This window comes from Streptomyces sp. NBC_01426 (assembly GCF_036231985.1).
Classification (GTDB): Bacteria; Actinomycetota; Actinomycetes; order Streptomycetales; family Streptomycetaceae; genus Streptomyces.
Genome location: NZ_CP109500.1, coordinates 7,058,613 through 7,072,936, shown reverse-complemented (window position 1 = coordinate 7,072,936; position 14,324 = coordinate 7,058,613). Strand labels below are relative to the sequence as shown.

Annotated in this window: 15 protein-coding genes; 6 read left to right on the top strand and 9 right to left on the bottom strand. The window is 72.2% G+C overall.

The annotated features are described in order from the left end of the window. Positions 1–169 precede the first annotated feature (169 nt). A complete protein-coding gene (locus OG906_RS31620) occupies positions 170–2,167 on the top strand; it encodes a CASTOR/POLLUX-related putative ion channel (RefSeq protein WP_329447461.1) in 1,998 nt (665 codons plus the stop codon). 100 nt (positions 2,168–2,267) lie between these two features. Here OG906_RS31620 and OG906_RS31615 read toward each other — a convergent pair whose 3' ends face one another. Next, complete coding sequence (locus OG906_RS31615; RefSeq protein WP_385646057.1) at positions 2,268–2,450, bottom strand: hypothetical protein; 183 nt, start codon at positions 2,448–2,450, stop codon at positions 2,268–2,270. Positions 2,451–2,572: 122 nt separating this feature from the next. Here OG906_RS31615 and OG906_RS31610 point away from each other — a divergent pair, with 122 nt between their 5' ends. Continuing rightward, positions 2,573–3,796, top strand: a complete 1,224-nt coding sequence (locus OG906_RS31610) for an MFS transporter (RefSeq protein WP_329447460.1) — start codon at positions 2,573–2,575, stop codon at positions 3,794–3,796. Between the two features lie 69 nt (positions 3,797–3,865). On the opposite strand, the gene OG906_RS31605 is transcribed toward OG906_RS31610, so the two are convergent. Then, positions 3,866–4,612 carry a YqjF family protein gene (locus OG906_RS31605; protein ID WP_329447459.1) on the bottom strand — a complete coding sequence of 249 codons (747 nt, stop codon included), beginning with the start codon at positions 4,610–4,612 and terminating at the stop codon, positions 3,866–3,868. A 38-nt stretch (positions 4,613–4,650) separates the two neighbouring features. Beyond that, positions 4,651–5,622, bottom strand: a complete 972-nt coding sequence (locus OG906_RS31600; RefSeq protein ID WP_329447458.1) for a hypothetical protein — start codon at positions 5,620–5,622, stop codon at positions 4,651–4,653. A 216-nt stretch (positions 5,623–5,838) separates the two neighbouring features. Here OG906_RS31600 and OG906_RS31595 point away from each other — a divergent pair, with 216 nt between their 5' ends. From OG906_RS31595 to OG906_RS31580, 4 genes are all read left to right on the top strand, one after another. Continuing rightward, positions 5,839–6,606: a polysaccharide deacetylase family protein gene (locus OG906_RS31595; protein ID WP_329447457.1), complete on the top strand. Its 768-nt coding sequence runs from the start codon at positions 5,839–5,841 to the stop codon at positions 6,604–6,606. A 74-nt stretch (positions 6,607–6,680) separates the two neighbouring features. After that, on the top strand, positions 6,681–7,193 hold the full coding sequence (locus OG906_RS31590) for an SRPBCC family protein (protein WP_267799301.1): 513 nt from the start codon (positions 6,681–6,683) through the stop codon (positions 7,191–7,193). Positions 7,194–7,416: 223 nt separating this feature from the next. Continuing rightward, positions 7,417–8,736 (top strand): aldehyde dehydrogenase family protein, encoded by a 1,320-nt coding sequence (locus OG906_RS31585; protein WP_329447456.1) that lies wholly within the window; start codon positions 7,417–7,419, stop codon positions 8,734–8,736. A gap of 209 nt (positions 8,737–8,945) precedes the next feature. Then, complete coding sequence (locus OG906_RS31580) at positions 8,946–9,413, top strand: hypothetical protein (RefSeq protein ID WP_329447455.1); 468 nt, start codon at positions 8,946–8,948, stop codon at positions 9,411–9,413. Positions 9,414–9,451: 38 nt separating this feature from the next. On the opposite strand, the gene OG906_RS31575 is transcribed toward OG906_RS31580, so the two are convergent. From OG906_RS31575 to OG906_RS31550, 6 genes are all read right to left on the bottom strand, one after another. Further along, positions 9,452–10,780, bottom strand: coding sequence for an AI-2E family transporter (locus OG906_RS31575; RefSeq protein WP_329447454.1), 1,329 nt, complete (start codon positions 10,778–10,780; stop codon positions 9,452–9,454). A 318-nt stretch (positions 10,781–11,098) separates the two neighbouring features. Continuing rightward, positions 11,099–11,701, bottom strand: coding sequence for a hypothetical protein (locus OG906_RS31570; RefSeq protein ID WP_329447453.1), 603 nt, complete (start codon positions 11,699–11,701; stop codon positions 11,099–11,101). Position 11,702: 1 nt separating this feature from the next. Further along, positions 11,703–12,251 carry a hypothetical protein gene (locus tag OG906_RS31565; RefSeq protein ID WP_267799306.1) on the bottom strand — a complete coding sequence of 183 codons (549 nt, stop codon included), beginning with the start codon at positions 12,249–12,251 and terminating at the stop codon, positions 11,703–11,705. A 188-nt stretch (positions 12,252–12,439) separates the two neighbouring features. Beyond that, positions 12,440–12,850 (bottom strand): ATP-binding protein, encoded by a 411-nt coding sequence (locus tag OG906_RS31560; protein ID WP_329447452.1) that lies wholly within the window; start codon positions 12,848–12,850, stop codon positions 12,440–12,442. Between the two features lie 233 nt (positions 12,851–13,083). After that, positions 13,084–13,476 carry an SsgA family sporulation/cell division regulator gene (locus tag OG906_RS31555; protein ID WP_329447451.1) on the bottom strand — a complete coding sequence of 131 codons (393 nt, stop codon included), beginning with the start codon at positions 13,474–13,476 and terminating at the stop codon, positions 13,084–13,086. A gap of 103 nt (positions 13,477–13,579) precedes the next feature. Beyond that, a complete protein-coding gene (locus tag OG906_RS31550) occupies positions 13,580–14,119 on the bottom strand; it encodes a DUF6328 family protein (RefSeq protein WP_267799309.1) in 540 nt (179 codons plus the stop codon). Positions 14,120–14,324 lie beyond the last annotated feature (205 nt).

Below are 14,324 nucleotides of genomic sequence, written 5' to 3'. Positions count from 1 at the left end.
GCCGGGCCCGAACTCAAGATCGACACGTCACGCGATGGGCGGATTCCGCGACGGCGCTCCGTTCGCGTCGAGCGGGCGCACTAGCCTGCATCCTGTACAAAACCACCGATGCCGGGCAGTCGTGCACGCGACGCGCACCCGGCACCGACAGCTGACCGAGGAACCCCGGTTGACAGGTCGCAGGACGACGGAACAACGCGCCGACCCCGCCTGGCCGCGTACCCGCTATTGGTTCGACACCATCGTGGCGCGCGGGTCCGCGCTGCTCATCGGCTGGCTCACCCTCATGTGTCTGGCCATCGTGGTCCCGGCCAGCATCGCGCTGGTCTGGGCCGACCAGGACGCGCCGACCACCTGGTCGGGGCAGCTCGTCGCCGTCTGGGTGAGCGTCGGCCAGACCCTGAAGATCGGCGGCGCCGTCGGCAGCCCCCTGTACGTCGTCATCTCGGTCCTGCTGGCCCTGGTGGCGCTGTTGTTCGTCTCCACCCTCGTCAGCCTGATCACCACCGGCCTCAACGACAAGGTGCTGGCCCTGCGGCGCGGCCGGTCCACCGTCCTGGAGTCGGGGCACACCGTGCTGCTCGGCTGGTCGGACCAGGTCTTCCCGATCGTCTCGGAACTGACCGTCGCCAACTCCAATCAGCGCAGGGCCGTCATCGCCGTCCTGGGGCCGAGGGACAAGGCGGAGATGGAGGACGAGATCGACACCGCGCTCGGCCGCCTCGGTCACACCCGGCTGATCTGTCGCAGCGGCGTGACCACCGATCCCGCGGTCCTCTCCCTGGTCAGCCCCGAGACCGCGCGCGCCGTCCTGGTCCTGACCCACGAGGGCGAGGACGGTGACGCCCACGTGGTGAAGACGCTGCTGGCGCTGGAGGCGGCGGTGCGCGGGCGGGGGCGCCCCTCCGTCGTCGCGGCGGTGCGCGACGGGCGCCACCAACGCGCGGCGGACCTGGCCGCGGGGGCCCACGGCCGGGTGCTGAACATCGAGGACATCACCGCCCGCCTCATCGCCCAGGCCTCGTGCCGGCCCGGGCTCTCCCTCGTCTACCAGGAGTTGCTGGACTTCGACGGCGACGAGATCTACATGGTCGACGAACCCGCCCTGGTCGGACGGACCTTCGGTGACCTGCTGCTCGCGTACGACACCTCCAGCGTCATCGGCGTCCTGCGCGGTGCGGGCGGCGTGGAACTCAATCCGCCCGCCGACCGTGTGCTCGGGGCGGACGACCGGATCGTGCTGATCACCGAGGACGACGACACCGCGACCAGGGCGGAGCGGCCGCCCACCGTGGACGAGGAGGCGATCGTGGTGCCGCGCACGACGACGTGGCCCCCGGAGCGGTTCCTGCTGCTCGGGTGGAACCACCGTGCTCCGCTCGTCGTGGCCCAACTCGACCGGTGCGTCCCCGACGGTTCGACCCTCGTCGTGATGGCGGAGGGCGAGGGACCGCTGGAGGAGGCCGGGCGGTGCGCGCGGTTACCGGGGCGCCGCATGCGCGTGACCGTGCACAGCGGCGACATCACCGACCCGCGGAACCTCGACGAGCTGGACGTGCTCTCGTTCGACCGGGCCATCGTCCTCGGGTACGACGAGGTGTCCACCGCTCCCGGGGGGCTCTGCGGTGACGACAGGACCCTGGTGACCCTGCTCCACCTGCGTGCGCTGGAGGAGGCCTCCGGGCGTGAACTGGCCGTCGTGACCGAGATGACCGACGACCGCAACCGCCTTCTCGCGCCCGCGCGGGAAGGGGCCGACTTCATCGTCGGCGGGCGGCTCATCAGCCTGTTGATGACGCAGATCGCGGAGAACCCGTACCTGGCCGACGTCTTCGAGGGCCTGTTCACGGTGGGCGGTGACACCCTTCATCTGAAGCCCGCGACGGGATACGTGCTGCCCGACCGTGCGGTCACCTTCGCGACGGTGGTGGAGTCCGGTCTCAGGCAGGGGCACTGTGTCATCGGGTTCCGGCTCCACGAGGGCGGCGCGCAGGGCCCCTCGTACGGCGTCCGGATCAACCCGGACAAGCGGGAGCGGATCCGGTTGGCTGCGGAGGATTCGGTGATCGTGTTGGCGCCGAAACCGGTGGCCGCGGGCGCGCTTTCGGGGCATCCGTTGCCCGAGGGCCGACGCGCCGGCCGGGCCGAGGTGGAGGGTGTGGCGTGACCGGGCGTGGTCGCCGGACGCCAGGAGGCGGCGGTCCGTCCGGACCAGCCTGCGGCGAGGGGCCCGGCTTCCGCGCGAAGTGAGCGTCCCGGGCGGGGAATCAGCCCGTCAGGGCGCCCGCGTCCTGGTCCTGGGCCACCACGAGGAAGGCGTCCTGGTCCAGGTCCATCACGACGCGCACCGCCTCGCCGTGGGCGCGGCGACGCGCCGCGGATTCCTCGGCGGGCCAGCTTCCGCGCGGACCACCGGCGGGAAAAAACTCGAGAACCTTCGCACCTGTCACCCTCGACACCTCCGCCATGCGGCTCCGATTAAGGCTGTGTTCCACCGCTTGCCCCCGCCGCCCGCCGACATGCACGCCGGGGGCGCCCGGGCTTTCGCGGTCGGCGCTCTACTGTGTGCCCCATGGCAGCGAAGATCAGTCCGGCCCGTGGACACGACCGGCGGCGGCTCGGATACCTGAGCGCGGCGGCGGTGTTCGCCATCGGCATGGCCGGCACGACGCTCCCCACTCCCCTCTACGGGCTGTACCGGCAGGAACTCGGCTTCTCCGAGCTGATGGTGACGCTGGTCTTCGCCGCCTACGCCGTCGGGGTCATCGTCACGTTGCTCGTCGCCGGCAACTACTCCGACGAGGCGGGCCGCCGGCCCGTACTGCTGTACGCGTTGGGGCTGTCGGCGCTGAGCGCGGGCTGCTTCCTGCTGGAGGGCGGCCTCCCGCTGCTGTTCGCGGGCCGGGTGCTGTCCGGGTTCTCGGCGGGTCTGCTCAGCGGCGTGGGTACGGTCACGGTCCTGGAACTGGCGCCCCCCGAGCGCAAGAGGCGCGCGGGACTGGCCGCGACCGCGGCCAACATGGGCGGCCTGGGCTGCGGTCCGCTGCTGGCCGGGCTGTTGGCCGAGTACGCGCCACTGCCGCTGGTCCTGCCGTTCCTGGCCCATCTCGTCCTGCTGTCCTTCGCGTGCGCCATCGTGCTGCTGCTGCCCGAGACGGTCGAGCACCCCCGCCGCCTGCCTCCCCTGAAGCCGCAGGGCCTGTCCGTTCCACCGGACATCCGCGGCGTCTTCGTGCCGTGCGCGCTCGCGGCGTTCGCCGGGTTCGCGCTGCTCGGACTGTTCACCTCGATCGCGCCGAGTTTCGTGTCCGAGACCCTGGGCGTGACCAACCACGCCACGGCCGGTCTGGTGGTCTTCACCGTGTTCCTCGGCTCGACGATCGGTCAGGTCCTGGTGGGGCGCATGCCCGTGGGGCGGGCGCTGCCGCTGGGCTGCCTCGTCCTGGTGGGCGGTCTCCTGCTGGTCGGCGCCTCGCTGTGGACCGAGTCGATGCCGCTGCTGGTGGCGGGAGCGGTGTGCGGGGGGCTGGGGCAGGGGATGGCCTTCCGCGCGGGGCTCACGGCCGTGAGTGACGCGGCGCCGCCCGCGCACCGGGGCGGCACGATCTCCTCGTTCTTCGTGGTGGCGTACACGGGCATCTCGCTCCCGGTGGTGGGCGTGGGCGCGTTGACGCTGTCGCTCGGACTGGTGGGCGCCGGCCTGACGTTCACCGTGTGCGCGACGGTACTGGCCGCCGCGACGGGCCTGTACCTCCTGCGCCACCCACCGACGGCGCCCTCGCCGTCCGCGTCCTGAGCCCCGGCGCGGGGCGGGCGCCGCGGCCCCGACCGCGCGGGCTTGACCGGCAGATCCGAAAGAGACGGCCTAGCCCGCCGCGATGCGGCCCGGGCGCCCGAAGCGGACCGGGACGCCGGGTGAGTACAGGACGCTGACCGGGTCCCCGACCGGGGCGGGCAGACCGGCCGCGGCGATCAGGTCCTCCCGGCATTCGAGCAGTTCCGCACGGTGCAGGGGCCAGCGGGGGTGGGTGTTCGGCAGGTGCAGCGGAACGCCGGGGAAGTCGTTGTGCAGGCACCAGCGGGCGGTGAGGAAGTGTTCCAACTCCGTGGGCTCGTCGATGGGCTCCCCGACACGGACGGCGATCCGCGAGTGCGCGCCCCGCGGGCCGGGCCACCTGCGCACACCCGTGTACGTGAGGACGTCACCGGTACGGTCGAGGGACATCCGCGACCACTGGTAGGGCAGCCGGAACACGGTCCGGGCGACCGCCACCGACACCAGGCGCGAGGCGTCCAGGGAGCGGAAGACGACCCCTCGTCGTCCCCGGGCGTCCACCGAGTACAGGCGCACGTTCGTCTCCGGGAAGGACCCGAGGTACGGGACGCCGGGCAGCCCCAGCCAGCCGACGCGGTCCATCCGGAAGGCGATGAGGCCGACGTACGTGACGCCGTCGAGGGTGTCGGGGACGGTCCCGGGCGGCAGCAGCGGAGCCACGTCCGCCGGGTCTGCCGGCCAGTGCAGGAAGGCGAGGTCGAGCCAGGACTGCGTCAACAGCGCACGCGTCGAGGAGACGGGCGGCTCGCTGCGGATCGGTTCACGGGAGAACGACACGAGCCCAGTGTCCCAGCCCGTCACCGGGCCGGGAGTGGTCAGCGCTCCGGGTCCGGCGGGCGGAACGACGACAGCAGGGCGATGAAGGAGGCGGACCCGGTGATCACCCCGGGGCGTCCGCTGCCGGCCGGGGCGGGTTCCACGCCCACGGCCTCGATGCCACCCTCGTGGATCCACAGCACCCTCGGGCTGAGCCGCTGTTCCGGCGGGGCCTTCTCCCAGTTGTCGAGGGTGACCGTCGAATAGCCGACGAGCTGGGAGTGCAGATCGGGGCCGTCCACGGCCTGGAAGTACAGGAACCCCTCGTGCGGCACCATCGCGAGGATGCCCAGGGGGGCGGGACGGCCCAGGAGGTCGCCGGCCCGCAGCAGGTGGGTGCAGGTGAAGCCGGTCTCGCAGGTCACCGAGACCATGGGGTTGGCCGCGCCGCTGTCGTCCCGTGCGACGGGTTCGGCGGCGAGGTTCCGTTCGGCCAGCGCCCACACCTCGTCCCCGTCGACGTTCCAGGCACGGAACTGTGAGGCCGGCACGGGCGACGAGCGGTCGCCGTCCACCCGGACCACCAGGACCACGGCCAGGTCCTCGGTCAGCGGTCTGACCAGGGCGAAGTCCTCGGCGACGGTACGGGCGGGCACGACCCGCGGCAGCAGCAGCGGACGGACCTCCTCGTAGCCCGCCTCGTGCAGGGCCCTGCGGCGGTCGCCGAGTTCCAGCAGCCCGTTGAGGTGCCCCACGGCGGCTTCGCGCCACTGCGCCCGGGGCAGCGGCCGCACCAGGAGGGCCAGCTCCGCCAGGTCCAGCGGGATCCCGCTGCCGATGCCGAGTTGCAGGTGCTGCTCGGCGCCGAACCGCATCGGCTGGTCGGAGCCTTCGCCGTCGAGGAAGAGGCCGTTGAGGAGGGCCAGGAAGGACTGCCATTCGGCGGGCCCGAACCAGGGACACCACGGCGGGACGGGCAGCCCGGTGTCGGCGGGGAGCGCGGCCTTCTTCGCTCTGCGGAACAAGGGCATGCGCGACAGGTTAAGGCCGTGCGAATCCCGCTGTGAGCGCGTAAACAAGGCTGATGGACGGCGAGTTCAGGCCGGCGGGCGCCGCAGGGGCGCGGCGGCGGACAGGTACCGGAAATGGCCGAAGGAATGAGGCCGGGTGCGGCGCGCGGTTCCTAGCCTGGGACGGTGCCCCCGGCTCCCGGGGGCGCCGTCCCGTCACCAGTGAAGAGCGGTTTCATGAGAATCAGCAGCTTGCCGGCCACCCGCCGCACGGCCGGGATCGCCCTCACGGCGACGGCCCTCACCCTCGTCTCCCTGTGCTGCGCCACGGCGGCCTCCGCCACCACGGGGCCCTCGACACCGCAGGCGCGGACGGCGCCCGCCGCGGCGACGGTGCCGCTCTCGATCGCCCGGACCGCGGACGGCGGCGCACGGGACGTCGCGATCACGATCGACGACGGACCCGACCCGGTCTGGACGCCGCAGGTCCTGGACGTGCTGAAGGGGTACGGGGCCAAGGCCACGTTCTGCATGATCGGAGCGAACGCCGAGAAGTACCCCGATCTCGTCCGGCAGGTGGTGGCGGACGGACACCGGTTGTGCGACCACTCCGTCAGCCACGACATGACCATGGACAGGAAGCCCGTCGCCTATCAGGAGCGGCAGATCCTCGACGCCAAGGACATGATCGAGAAGGCGGCCCCGGGGGCGACCGTCGACTACTACCGCGCACCGGGCGGCGCCTTCTCCCCGGCCGGCCGGCGGATCGCGGCGGAGCACGGGATGCGGCCCCTGGGCTGGAGCGTGGACCCGAAGGACTGGAGCCGGCCCGGCACGCCCGCGATCGTGGCCACGGTGGAGAGCGGGCTGCCCGCGGAGCCGACCGTGCTGTTCCACGACGGGGGCGGCGACCGGGGCGAGACGGTGGAGGCCCTGCGCACGCTCCTGCCGTGGTTCACGGAGCACGGCTACGCGTTCACCTTCCCGGTCCGCACGGCCGGCTGAAACCCCCCGGCCGGGGGCACCTCGTCCACCCCGGCTACCAGGCGGTAACGTCGGCCTCCGAGGATTGGAGTTCCATGACCCGCCTGCTCAGCGTTTCCGACAGCGTCATCGTCGAGGCCAGCCCGTCAACGGTGTACCGGCACGTGTGCGACCCCTCTCTCATGGGCCGCTGGAGCCCCGAGAACCTGGGTGCCACCCTCACCCGCGAACCGGGTCCCGTACCGGTCGGGACGGTCTTCGACGGACACAACAAGCGCGGCGCCTTCCGCTGGACCACGCGCTGCACCGTGACGGCGGCGGACCAGGACGAGCTGTTCCGCTTCCGGGTCCACTCCATCGGGCTGAAGCGGCCGCGCCTGCGCGGCCCCATCGCCACCTGGGAGTACCGGTTCGAGGCGGTCCCCGAGGGGACGAAGGTGACGGAGACCTGGACCGACGACCGCCGCTCGTGGCCGGATCTCGTCGCGAACGTCTTCGACAAGATCGCGACGGGCGGCCACACGTTCGCCGACTTCCAGCGCCGGAACATCCGCGTCACCCTGCGCAATCTCAAGGCCGCCCTGGAATCCGACGCCGGCAGGTCGTGAGCGAGGGCGGTGCGGCGACCTCGGCGCCCGTGACCGCATCCGACCCGCCCCGGGGAAGTCCGCGTTTGGAGCGGAATAATCCGGCCACACTAGTTGCTATATACATCGATCGACGCGTGTGTCGCCCCTCCCTCGGAGGGGCACGCCCGCCCGACGATCGCCGCACATCCGCACGTCCGGCGACGGCAACGCCCGGCCTGGCCTTCCCTCAGGAGTCACCCCCATGTCGAACCACCCCCCGGAGCAGCCCGCAGACACCGTCGAGCGGCTTCGCGCCGGCTTCGCGTCCGGTCGCACCAAGTCGCTCTCCTGGCGCACGACACAGCTCCGGGCGGTGCGCGCCCTGCTGAAGGAACGCGGGGAGGAGCTGGCCGCCGCGCTCCACGCGGACCTCGGGAAGGGGCGCGAGGAGGCCTACCGCACCGAGATCGACTTCGTCGTGCGGGAGATCGACCACACGCTGGACCACCTCGCCGAGTGGCTCCGCCCCCGGCCGGTGGAGGTTCCCGAGCGGCTGAGCCCGGCCACCGCGCACACCGTGCTGGATCCGCTGGGCGTGGTCCTGGTCATCGCCCCGTGGAACTACCCGCTGCAACTGCTGCTGGCCCCCGTCGTCGGCGCGCTGGCCGCGGGCAACTGCGTCCTCGCCAAGCCCAGCGAACTGGCCCCGGCCACGTCGAGGGCCGTGGCCGAGCTGCTGCCGCTGTACGTGGACACCGACGCGGTCGCGGTGGTGGAGGGCGGCGTCCCCGAGACGACAGAGCTGTTGGCGCAGCGCTTCGACCACATCTTCTACACCGGCAACGGGACGGTCGGCCGGATCGTGATGCGTGCCGCCGCCGAGCACCTCACCCCGGTGACACTGGAACTCGGCGGCAAGTCACCGGCGTTCGTGGACCGCGGCACGGACCTGGCCGTCGTGGCCACCCGGCTGGCGTCGACCAAGTTCATGAACGCAGGCCAGACCTGCGTCGCCCCCGACTACGTGCTCACCGACCCCGAGACGGCCCGGGAGCTGGAGAAGGCCCTCGCCGACGCCGTGCACACGCTGTACGGGGACGACCCGGCCGCCTCCCCCGCGTACGGCCGCATCATCAACGACCGTCACTTCGACCGCCTCACGGGCCTGCTGGCGTCGGGCCGCACAGTGGTCGGCGGCGACCACGACCGCGCGGCGCGCTACATCGCCCCCACGGTCCTGGCCGACGTGTCCCCGGACTCCCCCGTGATGGCCGAGGAGATCTTCGGGCCGATCCTGCCGGTGGTCGAGGTGGCCGGGCTGGACGAGGCCATCGCGTTCATCGGCGACCGGGACAAGCCGTTGGCCCTGTACGCCTTCACCGAGTCGCGGACCACGCGCGAACGCCTCACCGAGGAGACCTCCTCGGGCGGTCTCACGTTCGGCCTTCCCGTGGCCCATCTGACCGTCTCCGACCTCCCGTTCGGCGGGGTGGGCGAGAGCGGCATGGGCAACTACCACGGTCACTGGTCCCTGGCCACGTTCAGCCACCTCAAGGCGGTCCTGGACAAGCCGCTGGGCTGACCCCACCGACGACGCGGGGAGGGAACCGGCCATCGCGCCGGGTCCCTCCCCGCGCGCCATCAGTGGGGTTCACCGCGACACCGGCACACGGGGCCGCCCGCTCACGGCCCGGGGATCCATCATGGCGTTGCCGAACCACCCCTCGATGGATCGTCCGCCGGCCCGCCCACGCACCCGCGGTGGCCGGCCCGAGCTCAATGGAGAGCCGAATGAACCGTGTGTGGATGCGCACCCTCTCGCTGGTCGTTCTCGCAGGTCTCGCCGCCGGGGCGACGGGGTGTTCCGACGGCAGCACGCCGTCCGATGTCGCGTCGAAGGCGGCGTCCGCCGTGCAGTCGGTCGGGGCGGGTCTGGACTCCGCGGCGGCCGAGGCCAAGAAGAAGCTCGACGGGGTGAAGGACGGGGTGAACGCGAAGAACGACGTGACCCTCGGAACCGTCGCCCGGGACGCCGACGGGCGCACCACCGTCCCCGTGACGGTGTCCAACACGGCCGGCGACCAGAAGTCCTTCGCCGTACAGGTCGACTTCCGCGACAGCGGGGGCAACCTGCTCGACACCGTCGTGGTGACCGTCGCGGACGTGGCGGCCGGCGCGACCGGCGCGGGCACGGCCCGCAGCACCCGGAGCCTTTCGGGCGAGGTGAAGGCCGAGACCGGGACCGCCCTGCGCTACTGAGACGCGCACGACGGTCCCGGCTCGACCCGGCGGAAGCCTCAGGCGGGGCCGCCGGCGACGGGAGCGGTCGGCCCCGGGTCGGCCGGGGGCGCCGACCCGGTTTCCGGCGCGGCCCGGGTACCGGGCTGCGCCCCGTCCTCGGCGGGGGGCTCGTCGCCCTCGTTTCCCGCGTAGGCGCGCAGGTGACCGATCACCGTGTTGGCGACGGCGACCAGCGGCACGGCGACGACGGCGCCGCCGATCCCCGCGACCAGTCCACCGGTCGCGACGGCCAGGACCACGGCCAGGGGATGGACCCGGACCGCACGCCCCAGGATGAAGGGCTGGAGGATGTGCCCTTCGATCTGCTGGACAGCGAGCACCACCAGCAGGGCCATGAGCGCGGTGAACACGCCCTGGGTGACGAGTGCGACGACCACCGCGAGGGCCCCGGACACCACCGCGCCGACCAGCGGCACGAACGACGCCAGGAAGATCACCACGCCGATGGGCACGGCGAGCGGGACGCCCAGGAGGTAGATGCCGACGCCGATGAAGAGCGCGTCGATCAGGGCGACGATCATCGTCCCGCGCACGTACGCGGTGAGCGTGCGCCAAGCGCGCGGACCGGCGCCCGCCACGCCCGGCCGGGCCACGGCCGGGACCAGCTTGAGCGTCCACTGCCAGATGCGCTTGCCGTCGTACAGCAGGAAGAGCGTGGAGAACATCGCCAGCAGCATGCCGGTGAGGATCTCCACGAGCACGGTCACGCCCTGGAGGCCCGTGGAAGTGATCTCGCTGGTGCTGGTGCCGATCGCGTCGCTCAGGTTCTTGGCGACGTCGTTGATCTGCTGCTCGGTCACGTGGAACGGACTGTCGAGCAGCCACTGTTTCAGTTCCTCGATGCCCTCCTGGAGGCGCCCCGAGAGGGTGTCGAGGTTGTCGAGCACCTGCCAGACCACGAACCAGCCGACCAGGCCCAGCACGAGGAACCCGCAGATCGCGGTCACCGCGGTGGCCAGGCCCTGGGACAGGCCGCTTCGGTGCAGTCGGGCAACCGTCGGCTGGAGCAGCGCGGTGACCAGAAGGGCGACGACGAAGGCGAGGACGACGAGTCGGACGGCGCCGATGACCCGCATCAGCACCCACAGCGTGGCCGCGAGCACGAGGAACCGCCAGCCCGCCTCGGCCGCCACCCGAATGCTCCAGGGCACCGCCACGGCCGGATCCGGTGTACGGGGGCGGGCGCGTCGGGCCTCTGCCGCCCGCTCCTCCTCCGCGTTCTCCCCGTACTCCGCGTCGCGGCGCGCCTGGGCCTGCGCGCGGCGCTCGCCGAGCGCGGTCGCGCCTTCTTTCACGCGGTCGAGCCATCTGTGGATTCCGGGCATTCGGAACCTCCCTCCGTGTCGTTGCCCTTCTGCCCTCGATCTGCTCCCCCAGCCGGGTGCGCCCCGGTCGGTTCGGGAGCCGGTTCGGAAGTCGGTTCACACGGCGCGGGGCCCGGCGTCGTGTGTCCGACGCCGGGCCCTGGGTGGTGCGGTTGCGCGGTCCACGACGGCTTCCCTCCGCTGTCCGGTACGGGGCGACTCGCCCCGGGAGGTACAGCGTGGTTCATCCGGCCCGCTCCGGCATCCGCGCGTGACGCGGCGACCGGCGGGAGCGTGGGGGTCAAGGGCTCGATGCGGTGCCCCGACCCGGTGCGCGCCTCAGGTGTTGAGGAGGCGGTTGAAGAAGGAGCGGTAGCGTTGCAGTGCGAGGCGCAGGTCCTCCGTGGCGACCTGTTCGCCCCGGTCCCACTGGCCCTCCAGGTCCTGCTTGTGCGCGGAGAAGGTCCGGGCGAGCTCCTGCATCACCTCGGCCACCAGGGTGTCGGCGGACCGCACCGCTTCCTGCGGGTCGTCCACGAAGCGCCCCTGGATCTCGCTCCACTGCTTGCGCAGGCCGTCCGCGTCGGCTCCCCCGAGCAGGGGCTCGTCCGATTCGCCGGCGCCGACCTCGTCGGTGTGCGCCTCGGTGCGCGCCGGCTCGTCCCGCAGGCCGTCCCGGCCGAACTCGCGCGGGTCGCCCGCCGAGACCTCGCGCGGGTCGTCCCGTACGCCGTCCAGGGGGTCGGCCGGCAGGCCGTCCCGGCCGAACTCTCGCGGGTCCTCGCGCGGGTCGTCGCGTATGACGTCGCCCTCGGTCCCGGCGGTGGTGTCGGCCCCGCCGGGATACACGCCGGAGCCGCGCTCGGTACCCGGGTGGGCGAGGTTCTCCGTGGTCAGGCGGCCCTCGACGGGTCGGCCGGTCGTGTCTTCGTTCTCCCGCATGTCATCGGCTCCCTTGGTTCGTGTTGGTCAGCAGGTCGTCGAACAGAGCGCGGTAGTGCACCATCGCCCCGCGGAGTTCCTCGGTCGTCGTCTCGCCCTCGCCGCTGCGTACGTTGACCTCGTGGGCCGCGCGGTAGTGTTCGAGGGTGCGTCCGTGTTCGACGGACAGGTCACGCAGTTGCCCGTGGAACCCGTCCGCCGGGTAGCCGCGCTCCCGCATCAGCCGGGACACCAGCTCGTCGGCCCGGGCGACCGACCCTTCCGGGCGGTCCACGAAGGCTTCCTGTACGCCGCGCCACTCCTCGGCGTACTCCGTCCGGCGTTCGGCGGGCAGGTCCTTGATCTCGAACGTGTCGTGGCGCTGTTGGCGCGCCCTCAGCTCGCGGTCGGCCGCCATCCGGCTGCCGGCGGCCTCGGCCGTCCGGTCGTATTCGGGGCCGAACTGCCGCTGGAGGTTCCTGCGGCGAGTGAACAACCACACTCCCGCGGCGAGGGCGATGAGCACCAGCGCGGCGGGAACGATGATCGCGATGAGCGTGCTTGTGGACATGTTGGCCTCCAGGCCGCGGCCTCGTCTCTTCGGTTGCTGTGGCGGCTGCCCGCAACCCCCGGGCACAAACCCGCCCGGGTGGAGTCGAGATGAGTGGGTGTAAGTGGGTGGGGTGGCAGGGGCCACCGGTGCGCGCGCCGCCCCTCGGGAGTGGTGTGTCCACCCCTCGGCGGGACGCGCGGCGCGTGTCAGCTCGTGTGCGCGTGGGGCGGCCCGGCGGGGTGGAAGCAGGCGGTGATCGCCTTGCCGCCGTGGCAGGCGTGCACGTCCCAGGTGTCGGCGAGCGTCGCCACGATGCCCAGGCCGCGCCCGGAGGTCGCTCCCTCGCCGGGCTCGCGCGGCTCGGGCAGGTGGGGGTCGCCGTCGGCGACGCTCACGTGCAGGCAACTGCCGTCCCAGGTCAGCACCAGATGTGCGGCGCCCTCGGTGTGCAGGTGCGCGTTGGTGACCAGCTCGGACACGGTGAGCAGGACGGAGTGCACGGTGTCCGGCTCCTCCCGTGCCCACGGAAGGGTGTCGAGGTGTTCGTCGGTCCAGCGGCGCGCCGCACGGACTCCTTCGGCGATGGGGAACGAGCGTGCCCATCCGACCGCTTTCATGACCACTGGCTCCGCCTCCCGCCTGTTCCCGGACCGACCGGCCCGGATACCCGTGACTCGTGTACCCGTCGCCCGTGTACCCGTCGCTCGTGTGGCCGGCTCTGGTGTGGCCGGCTCTGGTGTGACTGTCTCTCATGGCGCTGTCGGCTGTCCGGCTGCCCGGCCGTCCGCCCGCCTGCCCGGCGCCGTGTCGAGCGTGCCCCCTCGGGCGGCCGGCACGCCGGCGAGCGTCGTCATTCGGCGGCGAACACCTCGGCGAGGAAGCCGTCGACGTCCTGGTTCTCCTCACCCGCGGCCACCATGGCGTAGGTCTGTTCCAGGAACCGCGACACCGCGCCGGCGTCCGCGAGGAGCACCGCGCGTCCCTGACCCGACGAGGGGTCGCCCCGCAGCTCGAAGCGGACGGCGGAATGTGCGCCGTCCCGCTGCGGTCGCAGGGAGACGTCTCCCTCCCCCACGGGCCGGCGCAGCCCGTCGGCCAGCATCTGCCGGTCGAGGTACCACTGGGCCAGGAAGGTCTCGCCGTACACGAACTGTGCCCGGACCGCGTGCGGGTCGCTGCCTTCGTAGGTCATCCGGGCCTCGACGACGAGCGGGAGTCCCGCTTCCTCTTCTTCCAGACGCATCGAAATCGTGTCCGACACACAGGTCTTCACAGGGGCCTCCGGAACGCGGGCGGTGGATTCCTCCGCCTGCCCTCGGAACGCCCCCTCATGCCTGGCCGGTTCCTCAGTCCTCGTCGGTGTAGCGGAAGCGGGCCCACAGGGGCAGGAGGAACCAGCAGACGAGGAACCAGAGGAACACCCCGGCCACGATCCACGGCGCGAGCATGTTGTGGGTGGCGACCCGCAGGACGAGCAGCAGGGCGGTCACGAGGGTGCACAACAACAGGACCAGTCCGACGAAGGTGAGCCGGGAGCACCAGGCCACGGCCTGGGGCTTGATGCGACGGCCCGAGACGATCCGATGGAAGGCGACCGGGGCGATCAGGGCGCCGGTGGCGAGCGATCCCAGGACGACGGTGATGATGTAGATCGTCTTGTCGGTCGACGGGAGCCCGTGGAAGAGCGGGGTGAACACGACCGTCAGCAGGAAGCCGAAGAGGATCTGCACTCCGGTCTGGGCCACGCGTATCTCTTGTACGAGTTCCTGCCATTGGCGGTCGGCGCGCTCCTCGGGGCTCTCGCCTCTGCCGTCGTGCGACCGCCCCCGTCCGGCCACGGGGGTCTTGCCCTCGTCGTCGGACGCGGCCTGTGCGGGGTCCGCCATGATGATGTCCCTTCTGGCGGCCTTCCGGCCGCGCGGCGTGAGTCCGCGGGGCCGCGGTGGGGAGGGGACCTCCCGAAATCATCGAACGCATGCCCGGGCGAACGCGTCTCACACCCGTCGGATCCGCGCGCGACACCCGTCGGATCCGCGCGCCACCATCGGATCCGCGCGCGGCGCCCGTGGAGGGCGCCGTCGGGGTCGCCGG

Bases quoted from the DNA above. Each gene is read 5' to 3' on its own strand.
- OG906_RS31550 (WP_267799309.1), bottom strand. From the start codon at position 14,119: ATGGCGGACCCCGCACAGGCCGCGTCCGACGACGAGGGCAAGACCCCC.
- OG906_RS31585 (WP_329447456.1), top strand. From the start codon at position 7,417: ATGTCGAACCACCCCCCGGAGCAGCCCGCAGACACCGTCGAGCGGCTT.
- OG906_RS31555 (WP_329447451.1), bottom strand. From the start codon at position 13,476: ATGCGTCTGGAAGAAGAGGAAGCGGGACTCCCGCTCGTCGTCGAGGCC.
- OG906_RS31595 (WP_329447457.1), top strand. From the start codon at position 5,839: ATGAGAATCAGCAGCTTGCCGGCCACCCGCCGCACGGCCGGGATCGCC.
- OG906_RS31600 (WP_329447458.1), bottom strand. From the start codon at position 5,622: ATGCCCTTGTTCCGCAGAGCGAAGAAGGCCGCGCTCCCCGCCGACACC.
- OG906_RS31560 (WP_329447452.1), bottom strand. From the start codon at position 12,850: ATGAAAGCGGTCGGATGGGCACGCTCGTTCCCCATCGCCGAAGGAGTC.
- OG906_RS31580 (WP_329447455.1), top strand. From the start codon at position 8,946: ATGAACCGTGTGTGGATGCGCACCCTCTCGCTGGTCGTTCTCGCAGGT.
- OG906_RS31575 (WP_329447454.1), bottom strand. From the start codon at position 10,780: ATGCCCGGAATCCACAGATGGCTCGACCGCGTGAAAGAAGGCGCGACC.
- OG906_RS31590 (WP_267799301.1), top strand. From the start codon at position 6,681: ATGACCCGCCTGCTCAGCGTTTCCGACAGCGTCATCGTCGAGGCCAGC.
- OG906_RS31610 (WP_329447460.1), top strand. From the start codon at position 2,573: ATGGCAGCGAAGATCAGTCCGGCCCGTGGACACGACCGGCGGCGGCTC.
- OG906_RS31565 (WP_267799306.1), bottom strand. From the start codon at position 12,251: ATGTCCACAAGCACGCTCATCGCGATCATCGTTCCCGCCGCGCTGGTG.
- OG906_RS31570 (WP_329447453.1), bottom strand. From the start codon at position 11,701: ATGCGGGAGAACGAAGACACGACCGGCCGACCCGTCGAGGGCCGCCTG.